Genomic DNA, 15,199 nt, shown 5'->3' on the forward strand with positions numbered 1-15,199 from the left:
CACTTCCCGCTGACAAATCACCCCGCCCAGCCCCGCCCCACAGGCCGCCCCTCGACCACTAATGCTATGATGCCCACCCCGCTCGAAGGACCTCCCGCGCCCCCCATGAACTACCGCCAGCCCACCACGCGCAAAAGCATGCACGCCACCCTGGTCCAGGACCTCGGCCTGCAAATCGTATCCGGCCAACTCGCACCCGGGCAAAAGCTGCCCTCCGAGGCCAGCCTGTGCGAAAGCTACGCGATCAGCCGGCCGGTATTCCGCGAAGCGATGCGCGCCCTGACCGCCAAGGGCCTGGTCGAAGCGCGTCCGCGGGTCGGCACGCTGGTGCGGCCCCGCCATGACTGGCACATGCTCGACCCCGACGTGCTGCACTGGCTGATGCAGGCCACCCCACAAAAGGACTTTTTCAATACCCTGTCCAGCGTGCGCTGGGTCATCGAACCGGCCGCCGCCGCGCTGGCCGCCACCAACGCCACCCCCGAGGATGTCGCGTCGATCGGCGAGGCCTACCAGCGCATGGAAGCGGCGCGCACCCATGAAGAGCGCCTGCAACCCGACCTGGACTTCCACGCCCGCATCGCCGACGCCACCCACAACGACCTGCTGGCCTACCTGTGCAACATGTTGTCGATGGCCCTGCGCGAATCGGTGCGCTATTCCAACCAGCGGCCAAACTTCGACCAACTCGCCCTGCCCCGGCACAAAGCGATTCTCACGGCTATCCAGAACGGCGACGCACTGGGTGCAAGGCATGCTTCGCTGGTGCAGCTTGAAGATGCGCGTGTGGCGTTGAGCAAGGTGTTGGGGCAAGACCCGACTAGCTGAGGCAACGTTTTCGGCTGCCTGCGCGTTATTTTTTGAGCAGAACGAACTCGTAACGCAGTTCTCGCGTTACGTCATCAAGCTGACGCGGAAACGGGGCGCCGAATCTAGATCACACGCCCGTGCAGCTCTGAAGCAGCCAAAAAAATTGAATCTCCTAGTTGCCTGCTGGGTCAGGAATTATGAACGCAGTAAATCTGACGAGGTAACAGCAATGACTATCGAGGCAGAGACACTCGCTCAACTTGCCGAAGCCCTTCAAGAGCGCGGCATGACTCTAGTAACAGACGTCGCATTTACCAGAGCGCCATACCGACAAAACCACCGCTGGATTTGCACCGTAGAGTAGTAATTCTTTTTGCCGGCGGCTCGGACGCCGCCGGCCCTTTTAATGCCGCCCCTTCTGCAACCAACCGTAGATGAAGCTGACCGTACTGTGCTTGCAACAGCTCGAATCCTACTTGCGATATCTGCCATTGACGCACATCGACGACTAGGCGCTGGCCCCGTTCATTCGGGACCGCAAAACGGATGAAGCCTTGCCATTTGGGAATCAGCGCCGGACTCGCGCGGACCGGTGCTGACAGTTCAGAAGAGGAGGCAGGTGCAAGACCCTGAGAAGTCACGTGAAAGTTACGCACATGAAAAAGGCCACTCCTTTCGGAAATGGCCTAAGTCATTGAAATATATGGTCGGGACGGAGTGATTCGAACACTCGACCCCTTGCACCCCATTCGATTATTTACTAGATTTTGGTGGACATTGAAAGAACACAGAGGCACGTCACCAACCTAGCAAACACAGGGGTTTCAGGCTAATATCCTATCTACCTCAGCCCATAGTTTTCCACCGAAAGCCGTCGCCATGGTAGGGGTATAAGTAGGGGTATTTTTCGATCTCCCCAACGCGTGCAAGGGGTAGAGAATGGCCAAAATAACCGTCAAAGAACTGGAATCGCTCACCATTGAGGATAACGGGAAGACCCTTCGCGACGACGGGAACTTGATAGGCAAAGTGATTGCTCGTCAGAAAGGCGTCTCGGTGAGTTTTTATTATCGCTTCAAGTGGGACGGAAAATTCAAAGACTTCGCCTGCGGCACATGGGCCAAGACTGGTAGCAAAAGTAAATCCCTGTCCGAAATAAGATCCGAGCACAGGAACGCGAGTCGAAGAGTAGCTGAAGGTATTGATCCGACATCTGCCAAGAAGGCTGCCAAAATTGAAGCGCAAACCGCCATTGCCGCCACAATTGCCGAGGCCGAACGGCAGGCAGCGGAAAATAAGACCGTTGAAGACTTATTCAACGAATGGGTAATCGACGGCGTTTCTCGCCAGGATGGAAACGCGGAGTTACGCCGCAGCTTCAAAAAGGACGTACTCCCTGCCATTGGCAAGAAGCCGTTGCGTGCCCTGACAGAGAGAGGCTTATTGACTGTCCTGCGTGCAGTTCGTGCGCGCGGTCTTAACCGTACCGTGGTGATCCTGTGCAACGACATTGGGCAGATGCTGCGCTGGGCCGAAAAGCGAAAACCTTGGCGATCGCTAATGATTGACGGGAACCCCATCGAATTGGTCGATGTGCAGACACTACTGGACGACGACTATCAGGAAGAGCGTGACCGCGTGCTCTCCCCTAGCGAAATCCGTGAACTGGCAGATATCTTCGTCCGCCTGGAGCACGACTACGAGGCGTTACCCGCCGGTAGTAAATACTCCGGCATCCGAGCTGTCAGCCCTCGCGTCCAGTGCGCGGCATGGATCTGCCTGAGCACTCTTTGCCGTATTGGTGAACTACTCAAGTCCGAGTGGAAGAATGTAGATCTGGACAAAGGCACCTGGCTCATCCCGGCGCTTACCACGAAAGGTCGTAAAGGCAAGCGCCAGGATCACCATGTATTTCTTTCAGGGTTCGCCTTGAGACAGTTTAAGCGTTTGAAGGCAGAAGCTGGAGCAGCCCATACTGCTTCCCGAGTAAGTCTGGGCGTGCGCATTTGCGCCGGTGGCCAGTGAGGGCAGTGCTGCGCCCACAGCGATCGTCGCGCCGGTTTTCAGCAGATCGCGTCGGCCCATGTCGGCGATGCGGCTGTCATCCGCTGTTTCAGGTGTCAATTCGGTATGGTTCGTCACGTGTGTCACCAATCAAAAATGCTGCAGCCTGACTGTGATGACTGCTTCTATGTCCGCTCCGCCATCTCGGATGGTTCGGCCGCCTGAAGCCACATGCCCATCATCGCCGTGATGAGCGCGATGCCGGCCGCCAACAGCAAGCTGATGCGCATTCCAGTCATGAAACTGGACGCCTGCGCCAGCAATGCGCCGAACACCGCCACCGCCAGTGCGCCACCCACCTGCCGGCAGGCGTTCAAGACGCCGCTGGCCGTGCCCGCCAGCGCACCCGGCACGCAGGACAGCAACACGGCCGCCACTGGCTGCGCCACGAAGGGTCCGGACAGCCCCTCCAGCACCATCAGCGCGGCGATCACCGCCACCGGCGCCGACGCGGGCAAGAGGGCCACGGCGGCCAGCCCGGCCGCCATGCTCAGCAGGCCGGTCACGATCAAGGGCCGTGCGCCGAAGCGTTGCACCAGCCGAGCAATGAACGGCGTCAGCACCAGCCCGATCAGCATCATCGCCAGGAAGGCTGCCCCAGTTTGCGGTGCCGACAGGCCGAGGTGCTGCTGCAGGTGCAGGCTCATCACGAACGGCAGGCCGAAGTAGCCGACCATGAAGGTGAAGCCCACCGCCATCGAAATGCGGGCGTTGCGCGGCGCCAGCAGGCCCGGGGGCACCATGGGGTGCGCGCCGCGCCGCTGCAACTACACGAAGGCGGCCAGCGCTAGCAGCGCCAGGATGAAGGTCGACCACACCGGGGCTGCGCCCAGACCTAACACGCCGGCCTTGATGGCCCCATAGATCAGCGCGCCCATGATCAGCACGGCCATCACCTGGCCCACTGCATCGAAGGGCGCCCGACGGCGCGGCGAGGCAGGCGTGCGCACCAGGAAGGCCAGGTTGCCCCGTGCGCACCGCGCCCTGCGTCACTTCGAGCGGCAGAAGTGACAGACCCACTTCGGCCCTTCCTCATGCCCATAGGCGAACGCAGTGGCGAGCATTCCGAATGACTCGGCAAGGCGGGCGATCCGCAAGGGGCCGGCGTCCACGGGGGCGAACCCGATCTCCCCAAGAAGTGCGGCAGCGAGCTCTTCGCTCGGCGCATGGTCGCCGCAGTAAACGATGTTCGGACGCGAAGACGAAGCCCGCGCCTCGAACACGTCGAACAGCAATTCGCTGGGCTTGGCCTGGAACGAGGCGACGACGTGAGAGGAAGGCAGTCGGCGGGCGATGGATTCCGCACCGGAATCTGTGTGACCCACGACCAATTCGCTATTGCTGGCGTCCACCCGGTCGGTTTCGCACGGCGTTGATGACGCTGCACGGCGACATGGGCGCGGCCGCCGTCGTGCGTGCGCACCGCCAGGCTGCGGCGGTGCTGGAACTGCATCTGGACGATCCGGGGATCGTGACGGATATCGACACGCGGGAAGACCTGGCACGGGCCGAAGCCCTGCTGGCCTGTCCCGGTGTTTAGGGAGCGATGCAATGGAAAGCGTTGATGTGCGCGCGCTGCCCGCCGGGCGCGACTGGCATGCAGCCGGGCACCGGCTGATGCTGGTTACGGTGGTCAAGACCTGGGGCTCATCGCCGCGGCCGTTCGGCTCGATGATGGCGCTGCGCGAGGACGGCCGCTGTATCGGCTCGGTCTCGGGCGGCTGCATCGAGGACTACCTGGTGCATCGCTACACCCGCGCCTATGGCGACGCGAGCATTCCGCTCTCGGCTCCGTCGCTCGTGCGCTACGGTGTCACGACGGACGAGGCGCACCGCTTCGGCCTGCCGTGTGGCGGCACGCTGGAGCTGCTGCTGGAGTTCCAGCCCGAATTCGCGACGCTCGATGAACTGGTGCAACGGCTCGAATCGGGCCAGTTCGTGCAGCGCACGGTGGACTGCGCCACGGGTAGCGTAGCGCTGGCAACCCCATCCGCTCGCGAGGCGCTACATTTCGACGGCGACACCCTCTCCAACACACTCGGGCCGCAATATCGGAGGCTGCTCATCGGTGCCGGCGCGCTGGCCGAATGCGTAGCGACGAAGGCGCTGTTCAACGACTTCGCGGTGACGGTCTGCGACCCGCGCGTCGATCACCGGGGCACATGGTCGGTGCCAGGCGTGGAGATCACCACGGAGATGCGCGACGACGCGGTACGAGCGCTCCAGCCCGATGCGCACACCTGCATCGTGGCCTTGAGCCACGACCCCAAGCTCGATGACCTGGCGTTGCTGGAGGCGCTGCACAGCCCCGCGTTCTACGTGGGCGCCATCGAGTACTTCGACGAGACGGAAGAATCCCTGCTGCGCCTGCACTCGCCGGTGGGCCTGTACATCGGCGGCAAAACACCCGCCGAGATCGCGGTGAGCGTCATGGTCGAGATACTGGCAGCAAAGAACGGTGCAGTGCCGCTACGCATACCTCATGCCGCACGGGTCTAGGGCCGGTTCGCGGAGCTGGCAGGCGACTAAGATTTTAGGCGTCCATGCGGTCGCTGAAAAAGGGCGGCGCAACCGCTGTTGCTACGCGACCCGTGCGGTAACTTAATGCGGTGCCCTCTAACCGGTGGTGGGAAGACCGAGACGTCGGCGCAATTCAGGTGCGGTCAGGTGGGCGCGGAAACCCGGCCCGCCCGGCTGGAACGAAGCCGCCGCCGCCAGATTGCCGACGATGACCGGATCGCATCCGGCATCACCCACCAGGCCCTCGGCGACCTTCATCGCTTCCGCATCGTCGCTGGCGAGCGGCATCCCGATGCGCCCGCCGCGCCGCGAGGCTGAGGTCTCCACCACGGTTGCATCGACGGCGCTAAACGCGCGCACCAGCCGCGCGCCGGGTATGTACTTCACGACGGTCTGGGCAATGCCCAGTTCGCGCGCCTCGCGGTACACGTCGGCGCTGTTCGCTCCCCAGGGATTGGTGGAGTCCAGCACGATTTTCCCGTTGTAGGCGCCGCGCAGATCGCGCCCGACCTGGGGCAATGCCTCGAAGGGCACGGCCAGCAGCAGCACGGTGCCGAACTCGGCCGCCGCCAGCGGCTGGCCGACCGAGGCACGCGGTCCCAGTTCGCGCGCCATTGCTTCCAGTTGCTCAGGATGGCGCGAGGAGAACATCACCTCGTGCCCGGCCTTCACCCACAGGCGGCCCACGGTACCGCCCAGCGAGCCGGCGCCGATCACGCCGATGCGCATCGGCGCGGCTGCGAACGCACGGCTGGGCGGCAGGAGCCACGGCATGACGGCCAGCAGGCCTATGGATTTCAGAACGGAGCGGCGGGAAGGCTTCATGGTCGTGTCCTTTTCAAGCGTGTTCAGGGGGGGAATGGTGCGGTGGCGGCGTCCTGCCGCTCCTGCGCCTGGTGGGTGCGCCCCAGCCAGACGCTCAGGCCCAGCCAGACGGCCGACACCGGCACCGCGATCATGGGAATCTGCGCGAGGGTCAGGCCTAGGCCCATCAGGCCCGCATAGCCCCAACTGGCGATCTGGTCGCCGCCCCGGTACACCACGGTGTCGATGAAGTTTTTGGCCTTGTAGCGGTCCTCGCGGGCGCTGGAGGTGAACAGGATTTCCCGCGCGGGCCGGGCCAGCGCGAAGTTCGCCACGCGCCGGGCCACCTGCGCGGCCACGATGACGGCGACGCTGGGGCTGGCGGCCAGGGCCGCGAAGCCCAGCAGGCTCACCAGGGGCAGCACGCACAGGGTCGCCACGATGCCCACGGTCGCCATCATCCGGCCGGTGACGAAGAGCTGGAACACCAGCGTCACCGCGTTGACGATCAGGTCGATGTTGGCGAAGAACGCCGTGCGGGCCGCCCTGTCTGGGAACGAGGCCTGCGCGATGCTGGCCTGCTGGAAGTACAGTAAGGTCGAGGTGACCGAGTACAGCAGGATGAAGATCGCCAGCCCGCCCAGGTAGGGCGAGCGCAGCGTGTGAACCATGCCCGCGAAGATGCCCCCGCCCAGCGGCTGGTCCGGGTTGTCGCGGCCCGCGGCGTGCTGGAACGCCGGCGCGATGCGCGACAGCCGGCGCGAGGCGAGCACCGCCCCTTCCAGGAACACGATGGCGATCGCCATCAGCCAGGAGCGGTCCAGGTGCTCGATCAAGCCGGACGTGATGGCCGAGCCCAGCAGACCGCCCGCCGTGGCCCCGGCGGCTAACAGCCCGAACAGCCGGTTGCCTTGCTCGCTGTCGAAGAGATCCACCATGAAGGACCAGAACACCGACACGATGAACAAGTTGAAGACCGAGACCCAGATGAAGAAGGCTCGGCCAACCCACACCTGTCCCTCGGGATCGGCGAAGTGCAGCAGCAGCGCGAACAGCACGAGGTTCATCGCGAAGAAGCGGTAGGCCAAGGCGATGAACTGTCGGCGCGGCAGGCTGCGCACCGCCAGCGCGAACAAGGGGCTGGCCACCAGCATCGCCAGCAGCGTGCCGGTGAACAGCCACGGCAGGCTCTGCACGCCGCCGGCCACGCCCAGCTCGTCGCGGATCGGGCGCAGCACGTAGTACGCCAGGAACAGCGCGACGACGTAGAGCACCGACCACAGGACAGCCGGGACTTCCTCCGGGTGCACGCCCGCGAGGCGCTGCAACAGGGGCTGTCGGGACGATGAAATCGGTTTGGTGCCTGGCAATCACTGCTCCTTGGCGCCAGCGGCGAGCTGGGGCGAGTTGGCTGCACCGTTCGTCCACCACGCCACGAAGGTCTGCGCGCGGCCGTCCAGGTGGACGGGGCGACCGATCTCCGGCGTCCACAGCGCGTAGCTGCGGCCCTGGCTCGCCGCCGTGATGCGCTTGAATGGGTCGTCCCAGTCGTGCGGAGAAATCGAGAAGCGCCCGGCATGCGCGGGCGTGAGCACCTTCGCGTGCAGTTCCTCGGCCGCCTGCGCGGCCTGCTCGGGGTTCATGTGGACGTTGGCCCAACGCGGGTCGTACTGGCCCATGTCGAGCGCCACCCAGTCGAAGGGACCGAGACGCTGCCCGATCTCGGCGAAGTGCGGCCCGTAGCCCGTGTCGCCGCTGAAGAACAGCCGCCGCTCGGGCGTAACCAGGGCCAGCCCCATCCACAGCGACTTGTTCTTGGTGAAGGTGCGTCCCGAGAAATGCCGCGCCGGCGTGGCGGTGAGTTGCAGCGTGGGCGACAGCGCGAGATTGTCGTACCAATCGGCCTCCTGCACGCGCTGAATGTCGTAGCCCCAGCGCTCGAAATGCGCGCCCACCCCCAGTGGCACCATGACCTTGCCGACCTTCTGTTGCAGCGCCTGGATGCTCGGGTAGTCCAGGTGGTCGTAGTGGTCGTGGGTGATGACCAGAAGGTCGATCGGGGGCACGTCGGCGGCGGCGTAGAGGCTGGTGCCGTCGAAGGCCACGTTCGTGCCCGGCACGGGTGACGCATTGACGCTGAACACCGGGTCGATCAGCAGGCGCTGCCCTCCCAGTTGCACGTAGTAGGACGAGTGGCCCAGCCAGACCACCACGTCGTCGCTCGCGTCCAGCGCCTTCAGGTCGGTCTTGGTCGCCGGCAGCGGCATCGGCGGGCGCGTGGTGCCCTTGTTGCGCATGTTGTCCAGCATGATCGACACCTGCGTCTGGTCTGTCGTCAGCAGCGGTGTGTCGGTCTGGTTTTGGAAGGCGCCATCGGCGTAGTTGGGCGAGCGCTCGATGCGCGACTGGCGCTCGCCGCTGGGCAGCTCGCCGAACAGGGGATGCTGCAGGTAGGCGGCCACGCCGACGCCGCCCAGGACGGCGACGCCGACACCCACCCTGATGACGCGGGACCAGAGTTTTTTCATGCAGGGTATTCCATGGTTGCCATCAGGCCAGCTTGGTGCCGGTGGCGCGTGCGAGTTCGGCCAGCAGCGCCTCCTGGAACCGGGTGTCATTGACGGCGGGGTGCGGTTCCTGGCGCTGCTGGTGATGCCAGAGGCCGCCGCTGGTCAGCGCCTGGGGGTCGTCGCTGGTCGCCAGCCACTCCTGCGTCAGGTGCCCCAGGCGCAGGTCGTCCGGTGCCCCGGCGCCGCCCATCTTGGTCGGCACCCAGCCGGGATCGACCGCGTTGCTGTACACCTCGGGCCACAGCCGAGCGACGGCGGCGGCCAGCGTGGTGACGAACAGCTTGCTGTCCGAGTAGCTGCAGGTGGATGCGCGGCCGGTCCAGTCCATGCCCGACAGGCTGGCGCGTCCGCCTTTATGCATGCTGCTGCTCAGGTAGATCAGGCGCTGCGGCCGCTGGATCAGGGCTGTCAGCAGGTAGGGGGCGACGACGTTGACCACCAACACCTGGTTGCCGGAGAGGATGCCGGCGTTGTGGATGACGGCATCCATGCGGCCGAGGTCGTTGACCTGGCGTGCGAGGTCGTGCACCTGCGCAAGGTCCGACAGGTCGCCGACTGTGGCGGTCGCGCCCTGGTCCACGAGTTCCTTCACGGCGGACATGCGCGCCTGGGAGCGAACATGCACCACGACCTCGTGGCCCTGCGACAGCAGCGTCTTGGCCGCGGCATGGCCCAATCCGTCGGCCGAGCCGGTGATGAATACGCGGGCCTTGCGGCCCGCGCCACGTTGCGCGTTGGGCACGGGGGTCTCCTTTCGGGCGGGTGTCTGCGCCCAGGACGGCGTGGCGGCTAGCAGCGATCCGGCGATCAGGGTTGATCCCAGCTTGGCGCCGGTGGCGAGGAATCTTCGACGGTCCATGAGCATGTTCTCCTGTCAGGCTGCCAGGCCGTGCGCGGCCCCCAGCGGGTTGCTGCGGTGGCAGCGAATCATTGGGCGGCTCAGCGATAGGCGGCAGGCCGGTCACCGTCGCTGTGGGGCTGGCTGATACCCAGGTCTTCGTTGACGTGGCGCTCGGGGTGCTTGACCAGATCGGCGATGAAATGCCCCAGGCTGGCGCGCGAAGTCTCCGTGCCCTTGAAGGTCTCGCCCTTGCGGGTCAGCTCGACCTCTTCGGTGGGCTTGTTGGTCAGCCAGACGGGGCGCAACAGGGTGTAGTCCAGCGAGGGCTTCTCGATCACCTCGGCGGTCTTGCGGTTGGTCGGCCGGGTGTAGCCCACCATGTCCTTGTCCCATGCGTTGAACGGCTCGGGCAGTTCGTCGTAGATGCCGCCCGCGCTGATGGCGATGATGCGGCGCACGCCCAGCTCTTCCATCACCTGGACGACGCCCTCGGTGAGGTTGCCCAGGTCCATGCCACCCATGGCGTTGATCACCACGTCCTGGTCCTGGATGGCGGCCTTGAGGTCATCAAGGTTGCGGGCATCGCCCTCGACCACATGGACGCGCTCGCCCCGGAAGCCACTCAGGCGCTTGGCGTTGCGCGCGAACAGGGTCAGTTCCACGTCGTCCTGCTCCAGCAGGCGGGAGATGATTTCGCGGGCGGTGTGGCCGGTGGCGCCCAGCACAATGACTTTCTTCATGAGGTCTGTCCTCCGTTGACCTTGTAGCGCGCCCAGATCGTGCCGCCCTCCAGGGGCTTGGCCTCGATCAGGGTGAAGGCGCGCGGCTGCACCCGGGTGAGCGGCTCCTTGGCCGTGAACAGGCTCGGGGCATCCGGTGACCCATCCGCGACCGGCGCCATGAGCAGGCTCAGCTCGTCCACCAGACCGTCTTGCAGGTACGACCAGTTCAGCACGCCGCCGCCACCGATCATCAAGCGCTCCATGCCGAACAGCGTGGCGAGCTTGTGCAGGACCAGGGCGTTGTCCAGCCGATCCTTGCCGGCCACGATGTAGGAGATGCCCATGCGGCGCAGCAGGTCCTTGTAGGCGTTGCTCGCCTGCTCGGTGAGCACCGAGATCACGTGCGACTGGCGGCTGCCGTAATCGACGACGTTCTCCTGCCATCCCAGGCGGCCGCTGGCATCGATCGCCACGTAGTACATCGACGCATGGGCGTCGGCGACGAAATCCCCCTCGGGCACCGGAGCCGCTGCCTCGTTCACCTGCGGGGTGCGGTAGTGCGTGGTGTTGTCGTCGGTGGTGACGCGGCCATTGATGTAGCCCTGAATGTCGAACACCTGCTGGTCGGCATGCAGCACCAGTTGCTCGTACTGCAGCGCCGCGAGATCGAATTCGGGAAGGTCGATCGCGTGGATCTTGCCATCCAGCGAGGTCAGCGTATGGATGATGACGTGGGGTTTCTTCATGCCTTCCTCGGAAGATCGGTCAGCCGTGCGACGCGGACTGGCGCGCGGTCACGATGGTCAGCACGGCGCAGATCGCCAGCAGCGCGGCGCTCGCCACGAAGGTGGTGCGGTAGCCGCTGTTGTCGAACAGAATACCGCCCACGGTGGAGCCCAGCGCGATGGACAGTTGCACCACGGCGACGAACAGGCCGCCGCCGGCTTCGGCATCCTTGGGGAACACCTTGGCGATCCAGGCCCACCAGCCCACCGGCGCCGAGGTGCCGGTCAAGCCCCACAGCGCGAGCAGCACGAGGACGATGGCGACGGAGCTACCGAAGGCGATCAGGGCCAGGGCCGTCAAGGCCATCAGCATCGGGATGACGATCAGCGTCTGGTAGAAGCTGCGTTGCAGCACGCGGCCGATGAGCACCGTGCCGATGAAGCCGGCGGCGCCCAGCACGAGCAGGAACAGCGAAATCGTCGCACCATGCACGTTGGTGACGGTTTCCAGGAAGGGACGCACGTAGGTGAACAGGCCGAACTGCCCCATGAACAGCAGGCTGCTGGCGAGCATGCCGACGGCCACGCCCGGGTGCTTAAACAGGGTGAACACCTTGAATACCTGGCCGATGCCCGGCGCACGCGCGGCGGCGGGCATGGACGGCAGCGTCTTCCACTGCCAGGCCAGCGCGATCAGCGACACTGGCACCAGGCACAGGAAGGCGCCGCGCCAGCCGATCACGGCGCCCAGGTACGCGCCCATCGGCGCGGCCACCACCGTGGCCAGCGCATTGCCGCCGTTGACGATGGCGAGCGCTCGCGGCACGTCGCGCTTGGGCACCATGCGGATCGCCGTGGCGGCTGACATGGACCAGAAGCCGCCGACGACCACGCCGATCAGGGCGCGGCCCAGCATGTAGATGGCGTAGTTCGGTGCCAGCGCGACGATGGCGCCGGAGATGCCCATCGCCAGCGTCAGGCCCAGCAGCAGGGTCTTGCGGTTGAGGCTGCCGGCCAGCGCCGAGATGAACAGGCTGGTGAGCACGGCGAACGCGCCGGAAATAGCGATGCCCTGGCCGGTCATGCCTTCGGTGACCTGCAGGTCCCGCGCCATGGGCGTCAGCAGGCTGACGGGCAGGAATTCGGAGGCGATCAGCGCGAAGGCGCAGACCGACATGGCGAACACGCCGCTCCAGGAGGTCGGCGTTTCTTGGGGATCGTTGAGGGTATCGGTGCCCTTGGGGGCGTCGATGGCGGTGGAAGTCATGGGATGCTTTTCTTCTGGCTCAATAGGAAACGCCGCGCCATCCATTGGGGCATGCGCGGTCGGGGATGCAAAACGAGGGGCGCGTCGCGCGCGCCCCGGTGGCCGGTGGCTTTACGCCGACGCGGCCAGGTTCTTCTGGAAGAACGCCGTCAGCTTGTCGAACGGGATCTTGTCCATCTTGTCGTACAGGTCCACGTGGACGGCGCCGGGAACGATCACCAGCTCCTTCGGCTCGGCCGCTACCGCGTAGGCGGTTTCGCTGAAGTAGCGCGAATGCGCCTTCTCGCCATGGACCAGGAGCATCGGCCGCGGCGAAATCTCCTGGATGTAGGTGAGGATCGGCATGTTCATGAACGGAAACGGCGTCGTCTGCGTCCAGGCGTTGCCGGAGTTCACGGCGCGCGGGTGGTAGCCGCGCGGCGTCATGTAGTAGTCGTGGTACTCGACCAGGAACTGCGCCTCGCCACCCTTCAGCTCGTTGTAGGGCGGCTGGTAGGCCGGCTTGCCGGCCTCGGCGTCCTTCCAGCGCTGCCGGCTCAGTTGCTCCAGCGTCTGCGTGCGCTGCGCGAGGGTCACGCTGTCGTTGTAGCCCTTGGACATGACGCGGGTCATGTCGTACATCGTGCTGGCGACGACGGCCTTGATGCGCTTGTCCACGGCCGCGGCGCTGAGCGCCATGCCACCCCAGCCGCAGATGCCGACGATGCCGATGCGCTCGCGGTCCACGTTCGGCAGCAGCCCCAGGCAATCCACCGCCGCGCTGAAGTCCTCGACGCTGATGTCGGGCGAGGCGACATTGCGCGGCTCGCCGCTGCTCTCGCCGGTGTAGGACGGATCGAAGGCCAGCGTGATGAAACCGCGCTCGGCCATGGTCTGCGCGTACAGTCCCGAGGACTGTTCCTTCACCGCGCCGAACGGGCCGCTGACGGCCAGCGCCGCGAGCTTGCCGCTGGCATTCTTGGGCTGGTACAGGTCGCCGGCCAGGGTGATGCCGTAGCGGTTCTCGAAGGTGATCTTCCGATGGTCCACCTTGTTGCTCTTGGGGAACACCTTGTCCCACTTGTCGGTGAGCGTCACGGCCGGCTGTGCCTGTGCCTGCGCCGGGCTGGCGGCGATGGCGCCGACGCCCGCGGCGGCGATGCCGGTGGCGGTCATTTTGAGCAAGGTGCGGCGGCCTACGTCCAGGCTACCCCGCGCGGCGAATTCGCTCGTCTCAATGGTCTTGGTCATGATGGGTATTCCTTTCATGCGGGCCGCTGTCGCGGAGGATGGTTCAGGGCTCGACGCGCTCGATGCGCATCTTGTAGGGGCCTGGCTGGGACACGATGGCGAGGCCATCGTCGATCTTGCCCAGCGGCAGCAGGCTGCGCGAATAGGAGCGCGGCTTGATGAAGATCGCCAGGTTGCCCCAGGGGGCGTAGTGGGTCAGCTCGCCGGCCACGGGCGCCACGCCCTCGGGCGCGCCCTGCGTGGACAGCTTACGCGGCAGGTCGGACACGCGCTCGATGGTGTCGTAGTCGGTCATCGTCAGGGACAGCGGCAGCAGCGACGCGAAGTCCTTGGCGGTGGCGTTGTCGTACAGGGTGGCGGTGGCGACCTGCTCACCGACGATCAGGCGAATCTTCATGTTGGGGTCCTTCGAGGACGAACGGGAGGCGCCGGCCGGCGTCTGGGCGACCGAACTGCCGGGGGCGCAGGCTGCCAACCCGACGAACGAGCCGACCAGCAGCGCGAGCACGCCGCGTCGCCAAGGGGAAGTTGGGGTTGACCTTTTCATGCCTCGTATCTTCCTCGTTGCGAGGCGCTTTGAATAGCTAATTAATACTTAAAAGCCCTATAAGTTATGCTAATTAGTAATTCTTTAAATACGTGGGAGACTGGGCACCATGGCCAGACGCAACCTCAACGATCTTCTGTACTTCGTGACCATCGCGCGCGAAGGCAGCTTCACGCGCGCGGCGGCCCACCTGGGCGTGACGCAATCGGCATTGAGCCAGGCCATCAACGGCCTGGAGGCACGGCTGCAGATCCGGCTGCTGACCCGAACCACGCGCAGCGTTTCGCCGACGGCGGCGGGCGAGCGCCTGCTGAACGCCATCGGGCATCGCTTCGATGAGATCGAGTCCGAGCTGGACGAACTGACCGAGCTGCGGGACAAGCCCGCGGGGACGGTGCGCATCACCTGCGGCGACCACATCCTGCGGACCACGATCCTGCCCAAGCTCACCCCGCTGCTGCGCGAGTATCCCGACATCAACATCGAGTTCGACGTGAACTACGGCTTCCGGGACATCGTGGCCGACCGCTTCGACGCGGGCGTGCGGATGGGCGACACCATCGACAAGGACATGATCGCGGTGCCCATCGGGCCACCGCTGCGCATGGCGATTGCTGCCTCGCCCGAGTACTTCGCATCGCACCCCGTCCCCAAGAAGCCGCACGATCTGTTGAACCACAACTGCATCAACATGCGCATGCAAACCAGCGGTGGCATCTACGTGTGGGACTTCATGCGAAGAGGTAAGCAGTTGAACGTGCGCGTGGATGGGCAACTGATCTTCAATACGACGCCGAACATGGTGGACGCCGCACTCGTGGGGCTGGGCATTGCCGCGCTGCCCGAAGAGGAGTTCGCACCGCACATCGAGGAAGGCCGCCTGGTGCGTGTGCTGGAGGACTGGTGCGAGCCGTTCTCGGGGTATTTCCTGTACTACCCCAGCCGCCGGCAACCATCGCCGGCGTTCTCGCTGGTGGTCGATGCGCTGCGCTACAGCGAGGGTCGTCCGAGCAAGGACCCGATCGGCACCCCCAAGAAGGCCGAGCCGCGGAAGAAAGCAGCCGCGAAATGAGCTGGTAGCGGTTACAGCGCGCACCGG

Annotated in this window: 16 protein-coding genes and 1 pseudogene; 5 read left to right on the forward strand and 12 right to left on the reverse strand. The window is 65.2% G+C overall.

The features are described from left to right. The first annotated feature begins 105 nt into the window (after window positions 1-105). Complete coding sequence (locus tag ACIPZC_RS05395; protein WP_241806475.1) at window positions 106-828, forward strand: FadR/GntR family transcriptional regulator; 723 nt, start codon at window positions 106-108, stop codon at window positions 826-828. 921 nt (window positions 829-1,749) lie between these two features. Then, window positions 1,750-2,819, forward strand: a pseudogene (locus ACIPZC_RS05400) (tyrosine-type recombinase/integrase); the annotation flags it as partial. Between the two features lie 180 nt (window positions 2,820-2,999). Here ACIPZC_RS05400 and ACIPZC_RS05405 read toward each other — a convergent pair. The 3 genes from ACIPZC_RS05405 to ACIPZC_RS05415 are packed head-to-tail and all read right to left on the reverse strand — an operon-like array spanning window position 3,000 to window position 4,226. Next, window positions 3,000-3,617, reverse strand: a complete 618-nt coding sequence (locus tag ACIPZC_RS05405) for an MFS transporter (RefSeq protein WP_400625364.1) — start codon at window positions 3,615-3,617, stop codon at window positions 3,000-3,002. Between the two features lie 24 nt (window positions 3,618-3,641). Next, the gene (locus ACIPZC_RS05410; protein WP_400625366.1) at window positions 3,642-3,824 is read right to left on the reverse strand and encodes a hypothetical protein; all 183 of its coding nucleotides are present in this window, start codon (window positions 3,822-3,824) and stop codon (window positions 3,642-3,644) included. A gap of 39 nt (window positions 3,825-3,863) precedes the next feature. After that, window positions 3,864-4,226, reverse strand: a complete 363-nt coding sequence (locus ACIPZC_RS05415) for a hypothetical protein (protein WP_400625368.1) — start codon at window positions 4,224-4,226, stop codon at window positions 3,864-3,866. Window positions 4,227-4,249: 23 nt separating this feature from the next. Between ACIPZC_RS05415 and ACIPZC_RS05420 the strand changes: the two genes are divergently transcribed. Together ACIPZC_RS05420 and ACIPZC_RS05425 are read left to right on the forward strand one after the other, a co-directional pair. Beyond that, on the forward strand, window positions 4,250-4,414 hold the full coding sequence (locus tag ACIPZC_RS05420; RefSeq protein WP_400625370.1) for a hypothetical protein: 165 nt from the start codon (window positions 4,250-4,252) through the stop codon (window positions 4,412-4,414). Between the two features lie 11 nt (window positions 4,415-4,425). Beyond that, entirely contained in the window at window positions 4,426-5,373 is a 948-nt protein-coding gene (locus ACIPZC_RS05425) for an XdhC family protein (RefSeq protein ID WP_400625372.1), read from the forward strand. 117 nt (window positions 5,374-5,490) lie between these two features. On the opposite strand, the gene ACIPZC_RS05430 is transcribed toward ACIPZC_RS05425, so the two are convergent. The 9 genes from ACIPZC_RS05430 to ACIPZC_RS05470 all read right to left on the reverse strand — a co-directional run bounded on the left by ACIPZC_RS05430 (window position 5,491) and on the right by ACIPZC_RS05470 (window position 14,100). Further along, the gene (locus tag ACIPZC_RS05430; RefSeq protein WP_400625374.1) at window positions 5,491-6,219 is read right to left on the reverse strand and encodes an NADPH-dependent F420 reductase; all 729 of its coding nucleotides are present in this window, start codon (window positions 6,217-6,219) and stop codon (window positions 5,491-5,493) included. 23 nt (window positions 6,220-6,242) lie between these two features. After that, a complete protein-coding gene (locus ACIPZC_RS05435) occupies window positions 6,243-7,568 on the reverse strand; it encodes an NTP/NDP exchange transporter (protein WP_400625376.1) in 1,326 nt (441 codons plus the stop codon). After that, window positions 7,569-8,726, reverse strand: coding sequence for an MBL fold metallo-hydrolase (locus ACIPZC_RS05440; protein WP_400625378.1), 1,158 nt, complete (start codon window positions 8,724-8,726; stop codon window positions 7,569-7,571). A gap of 22 nt (window positions 8,727-8,748) precedes the next feature. Beyond that, complete coding sequence (locus ACIPZC_RS05445) at window positions 8,749-9,627, reverse strand: SDR family NAD(P)-dependent oxidoreductase (RefSeq protein ID WP_400625380.1); 879 nt, start codon at window positions 9,625-9,627, stop codon at window positions 8,749-8,751. Between the two features lie 80 nt (window positions 9,628-9,707). Beyond that, the gene (locus tag ACIPZC_RS05450) at window positions 9,708-10,349 is read right to left on the reverse strand and encodes an SDR family oxidoreductase (protein WP_400625382.1); all 642 of its coding nucleotides are present in this window, start codon (window positions 10,347-10,349) and stop codon (window positions 9,708-9,710) included. Further along, window positions 10,346-11,077, reverse strand: a complete 732-nt coding sequence (locus tag ACIPZC_RS05455; RefSeq protein WP_400625384.1) for a dihydrofolate reductase family protein — start codon at window positions 11,075-11,077, stop codon at window positions 10,346-10,348. The genes ACIPZC_RS05450 and ACIPZC_RS05455 overlap by 4 nt, the downstream gene beginning before the upstream one ends. Before the next feature lie 19 nt (window positions 11,078-11,096). After that, a complete protein-coding gene (locus ACIPZC_RS05460; RefSeq protein WP_400625386.1) occupies window positions 11,097-12,323 on the reverse strand; it encodes an MFS transporter in 1,227 nt (408 codons plus the stop codon). Between the two features lie 111 nt (window positions 12,324-12,434). Beyond that, on the reverse strand, window positions 12,435-13,553 hold the full coding sequence (locus tag ACIPZC_RS05465; RefSeq protein ID WP_400625388.1) for an alpha/beta hydrolase: 1,119 nt from the start codon (window positions 13,551-13,553) through the stop codon (window positions 12,435-12,437). A gap of 43 nt (window positions 13,554-13,596) precedes the next feature. Next, the gene (locus tag ACIPZC_RS05470) at window positions 13,597-14,100 is read right to left on the reverse strand and encodes a cyclophilin-like fold protein (RefSeq protein ID WP_400625390.1); all 504 of its coding nucleotides are present in this window, start codon (window positions 14,098-14,100) and stop codon (window positions 13,597-13,599) included. Between the two features lie 109 nt (window positions 14,101-14,209). Between ACIPZC_RS05470 and ACIPZC_RS05475 the strand changes: the two genes are divergently transcribed. Continuing rightward, entirely contained in the window at window positions 14,210-15,172 is a 963-nt protein-coding gene (locus ACIPZC_RS05475; protein WP_400625392.1) for a LysR family transcriptional regulator, read from the forward strand. Window positions 15,173-15,199 lie beyond the last annotated feature (27 nt).

Source organism: Pseudomonas sp. NPDC089743 (assembly GCF_044748785.1).
Taxonomy (GTDB): domain Bacteria; phylum Pseudomonadota; class Gammaproteobacteria; order Pseudomonadales; family Pseudomonadaceae; genus Aquipseudomonas; species Aquipseudomonas putida_X.

Bases quoted from the DNA above. Each gene is read 5' to 3' on its own strand.
- ACIPZC_RS05455 (WP_400625384.1), bottom strand. From the start codon at position 11,077: ATGAAGAAACCCCACGTCATCATCCATACGCTGACCTCGCTGGATGGC.
- ACIPZC_RS05395 (WP_241806475.1), top strand. From the start codon at position 106: ATGAACTACCGCCAGCCCACCACGCGCAAAAGCATGCACGCCACCCTG.
- ACIPZC_RS05460 (WP_400625386.1), bottom strand. From the start codon at position 12,323: ATGACTTCCACCGCCATCGACGCCCCCAAGGGCACCGATACCCTCAAC.
- ACIPZC_RS05450 (WP_400625382.1), bottom strand. From the start codon at position 10,349: ATGAAGAAAGTCATTGTGCTGGGCGCCACCGGCCACACCGCCCGCGAA.
- ACIPZC_RS05425 (WP_400625372.1), top strand. From the start codon at position 4,426: ATGGAAAGCGTTGATGTGCGCGCGCTGCCCGCCGGGCGCGACTGGCAT.
- ACIPZC_RS05470 (WP_400625390.1), bottom strand. From the start codon at position 14,100: ATGAAAAGGTCAACCCCAACTTCCCCTTGGCGACGCGGCGTGCTCGCG.
- ACIPZC_RS05420 (WP_400625370.1), top strand. From the start codon at position 4,250: ATGACGCTGCACGGCGACATGGGCGCGGCCGCCGTCGTGCGTGCGCAC.
- ACIPZC_RS05430 (WP_400625374.1), bottom strand. From the start codon at position 6,219: ATGAAGCCTTCCCGCCGCTCCGTTCTGAAATCCATAGGCCTGCTGGCC.
- ACIPZC_RS05475 (WP_400625392.1), top strand. From the start codon at position 14,210: ATGGCCAGACGCAACCTCAACGATCTTCTGTACTTCGTGACCATCGCG.
- ACIPZC_RS05445 (WP_400625380.1), bottom strand. From the start codon at position 9,627: ATGGACCGTCGAAGATTCCTCGCCACCGGCGCCAAGCTGGGATCAACC.
- ACIPZC_RS05405 (WP_400625364.1), bottom strand. From the start codon at position 3,617: ATGGTGCCCCCGGGCCTGCTGGCGCCGCGCAACGCCCGCATTTCGATG.
- ACIPZC_RS05465 (WP_400625388.1), bottom strand. From the start codon at position 13,553: ATGACCAAGACCATTGAGACGAGCGAATTCGCCGCGCGGGGTAGCCTG.
- ACIPZC_RS05440 (WP_400625378.1), bottom strand. From the start codon at position 8,726: ATGAAAAAACTCTGGTCCCGCGTCATCAGGGTGGGTGTCGGCGTCGCC.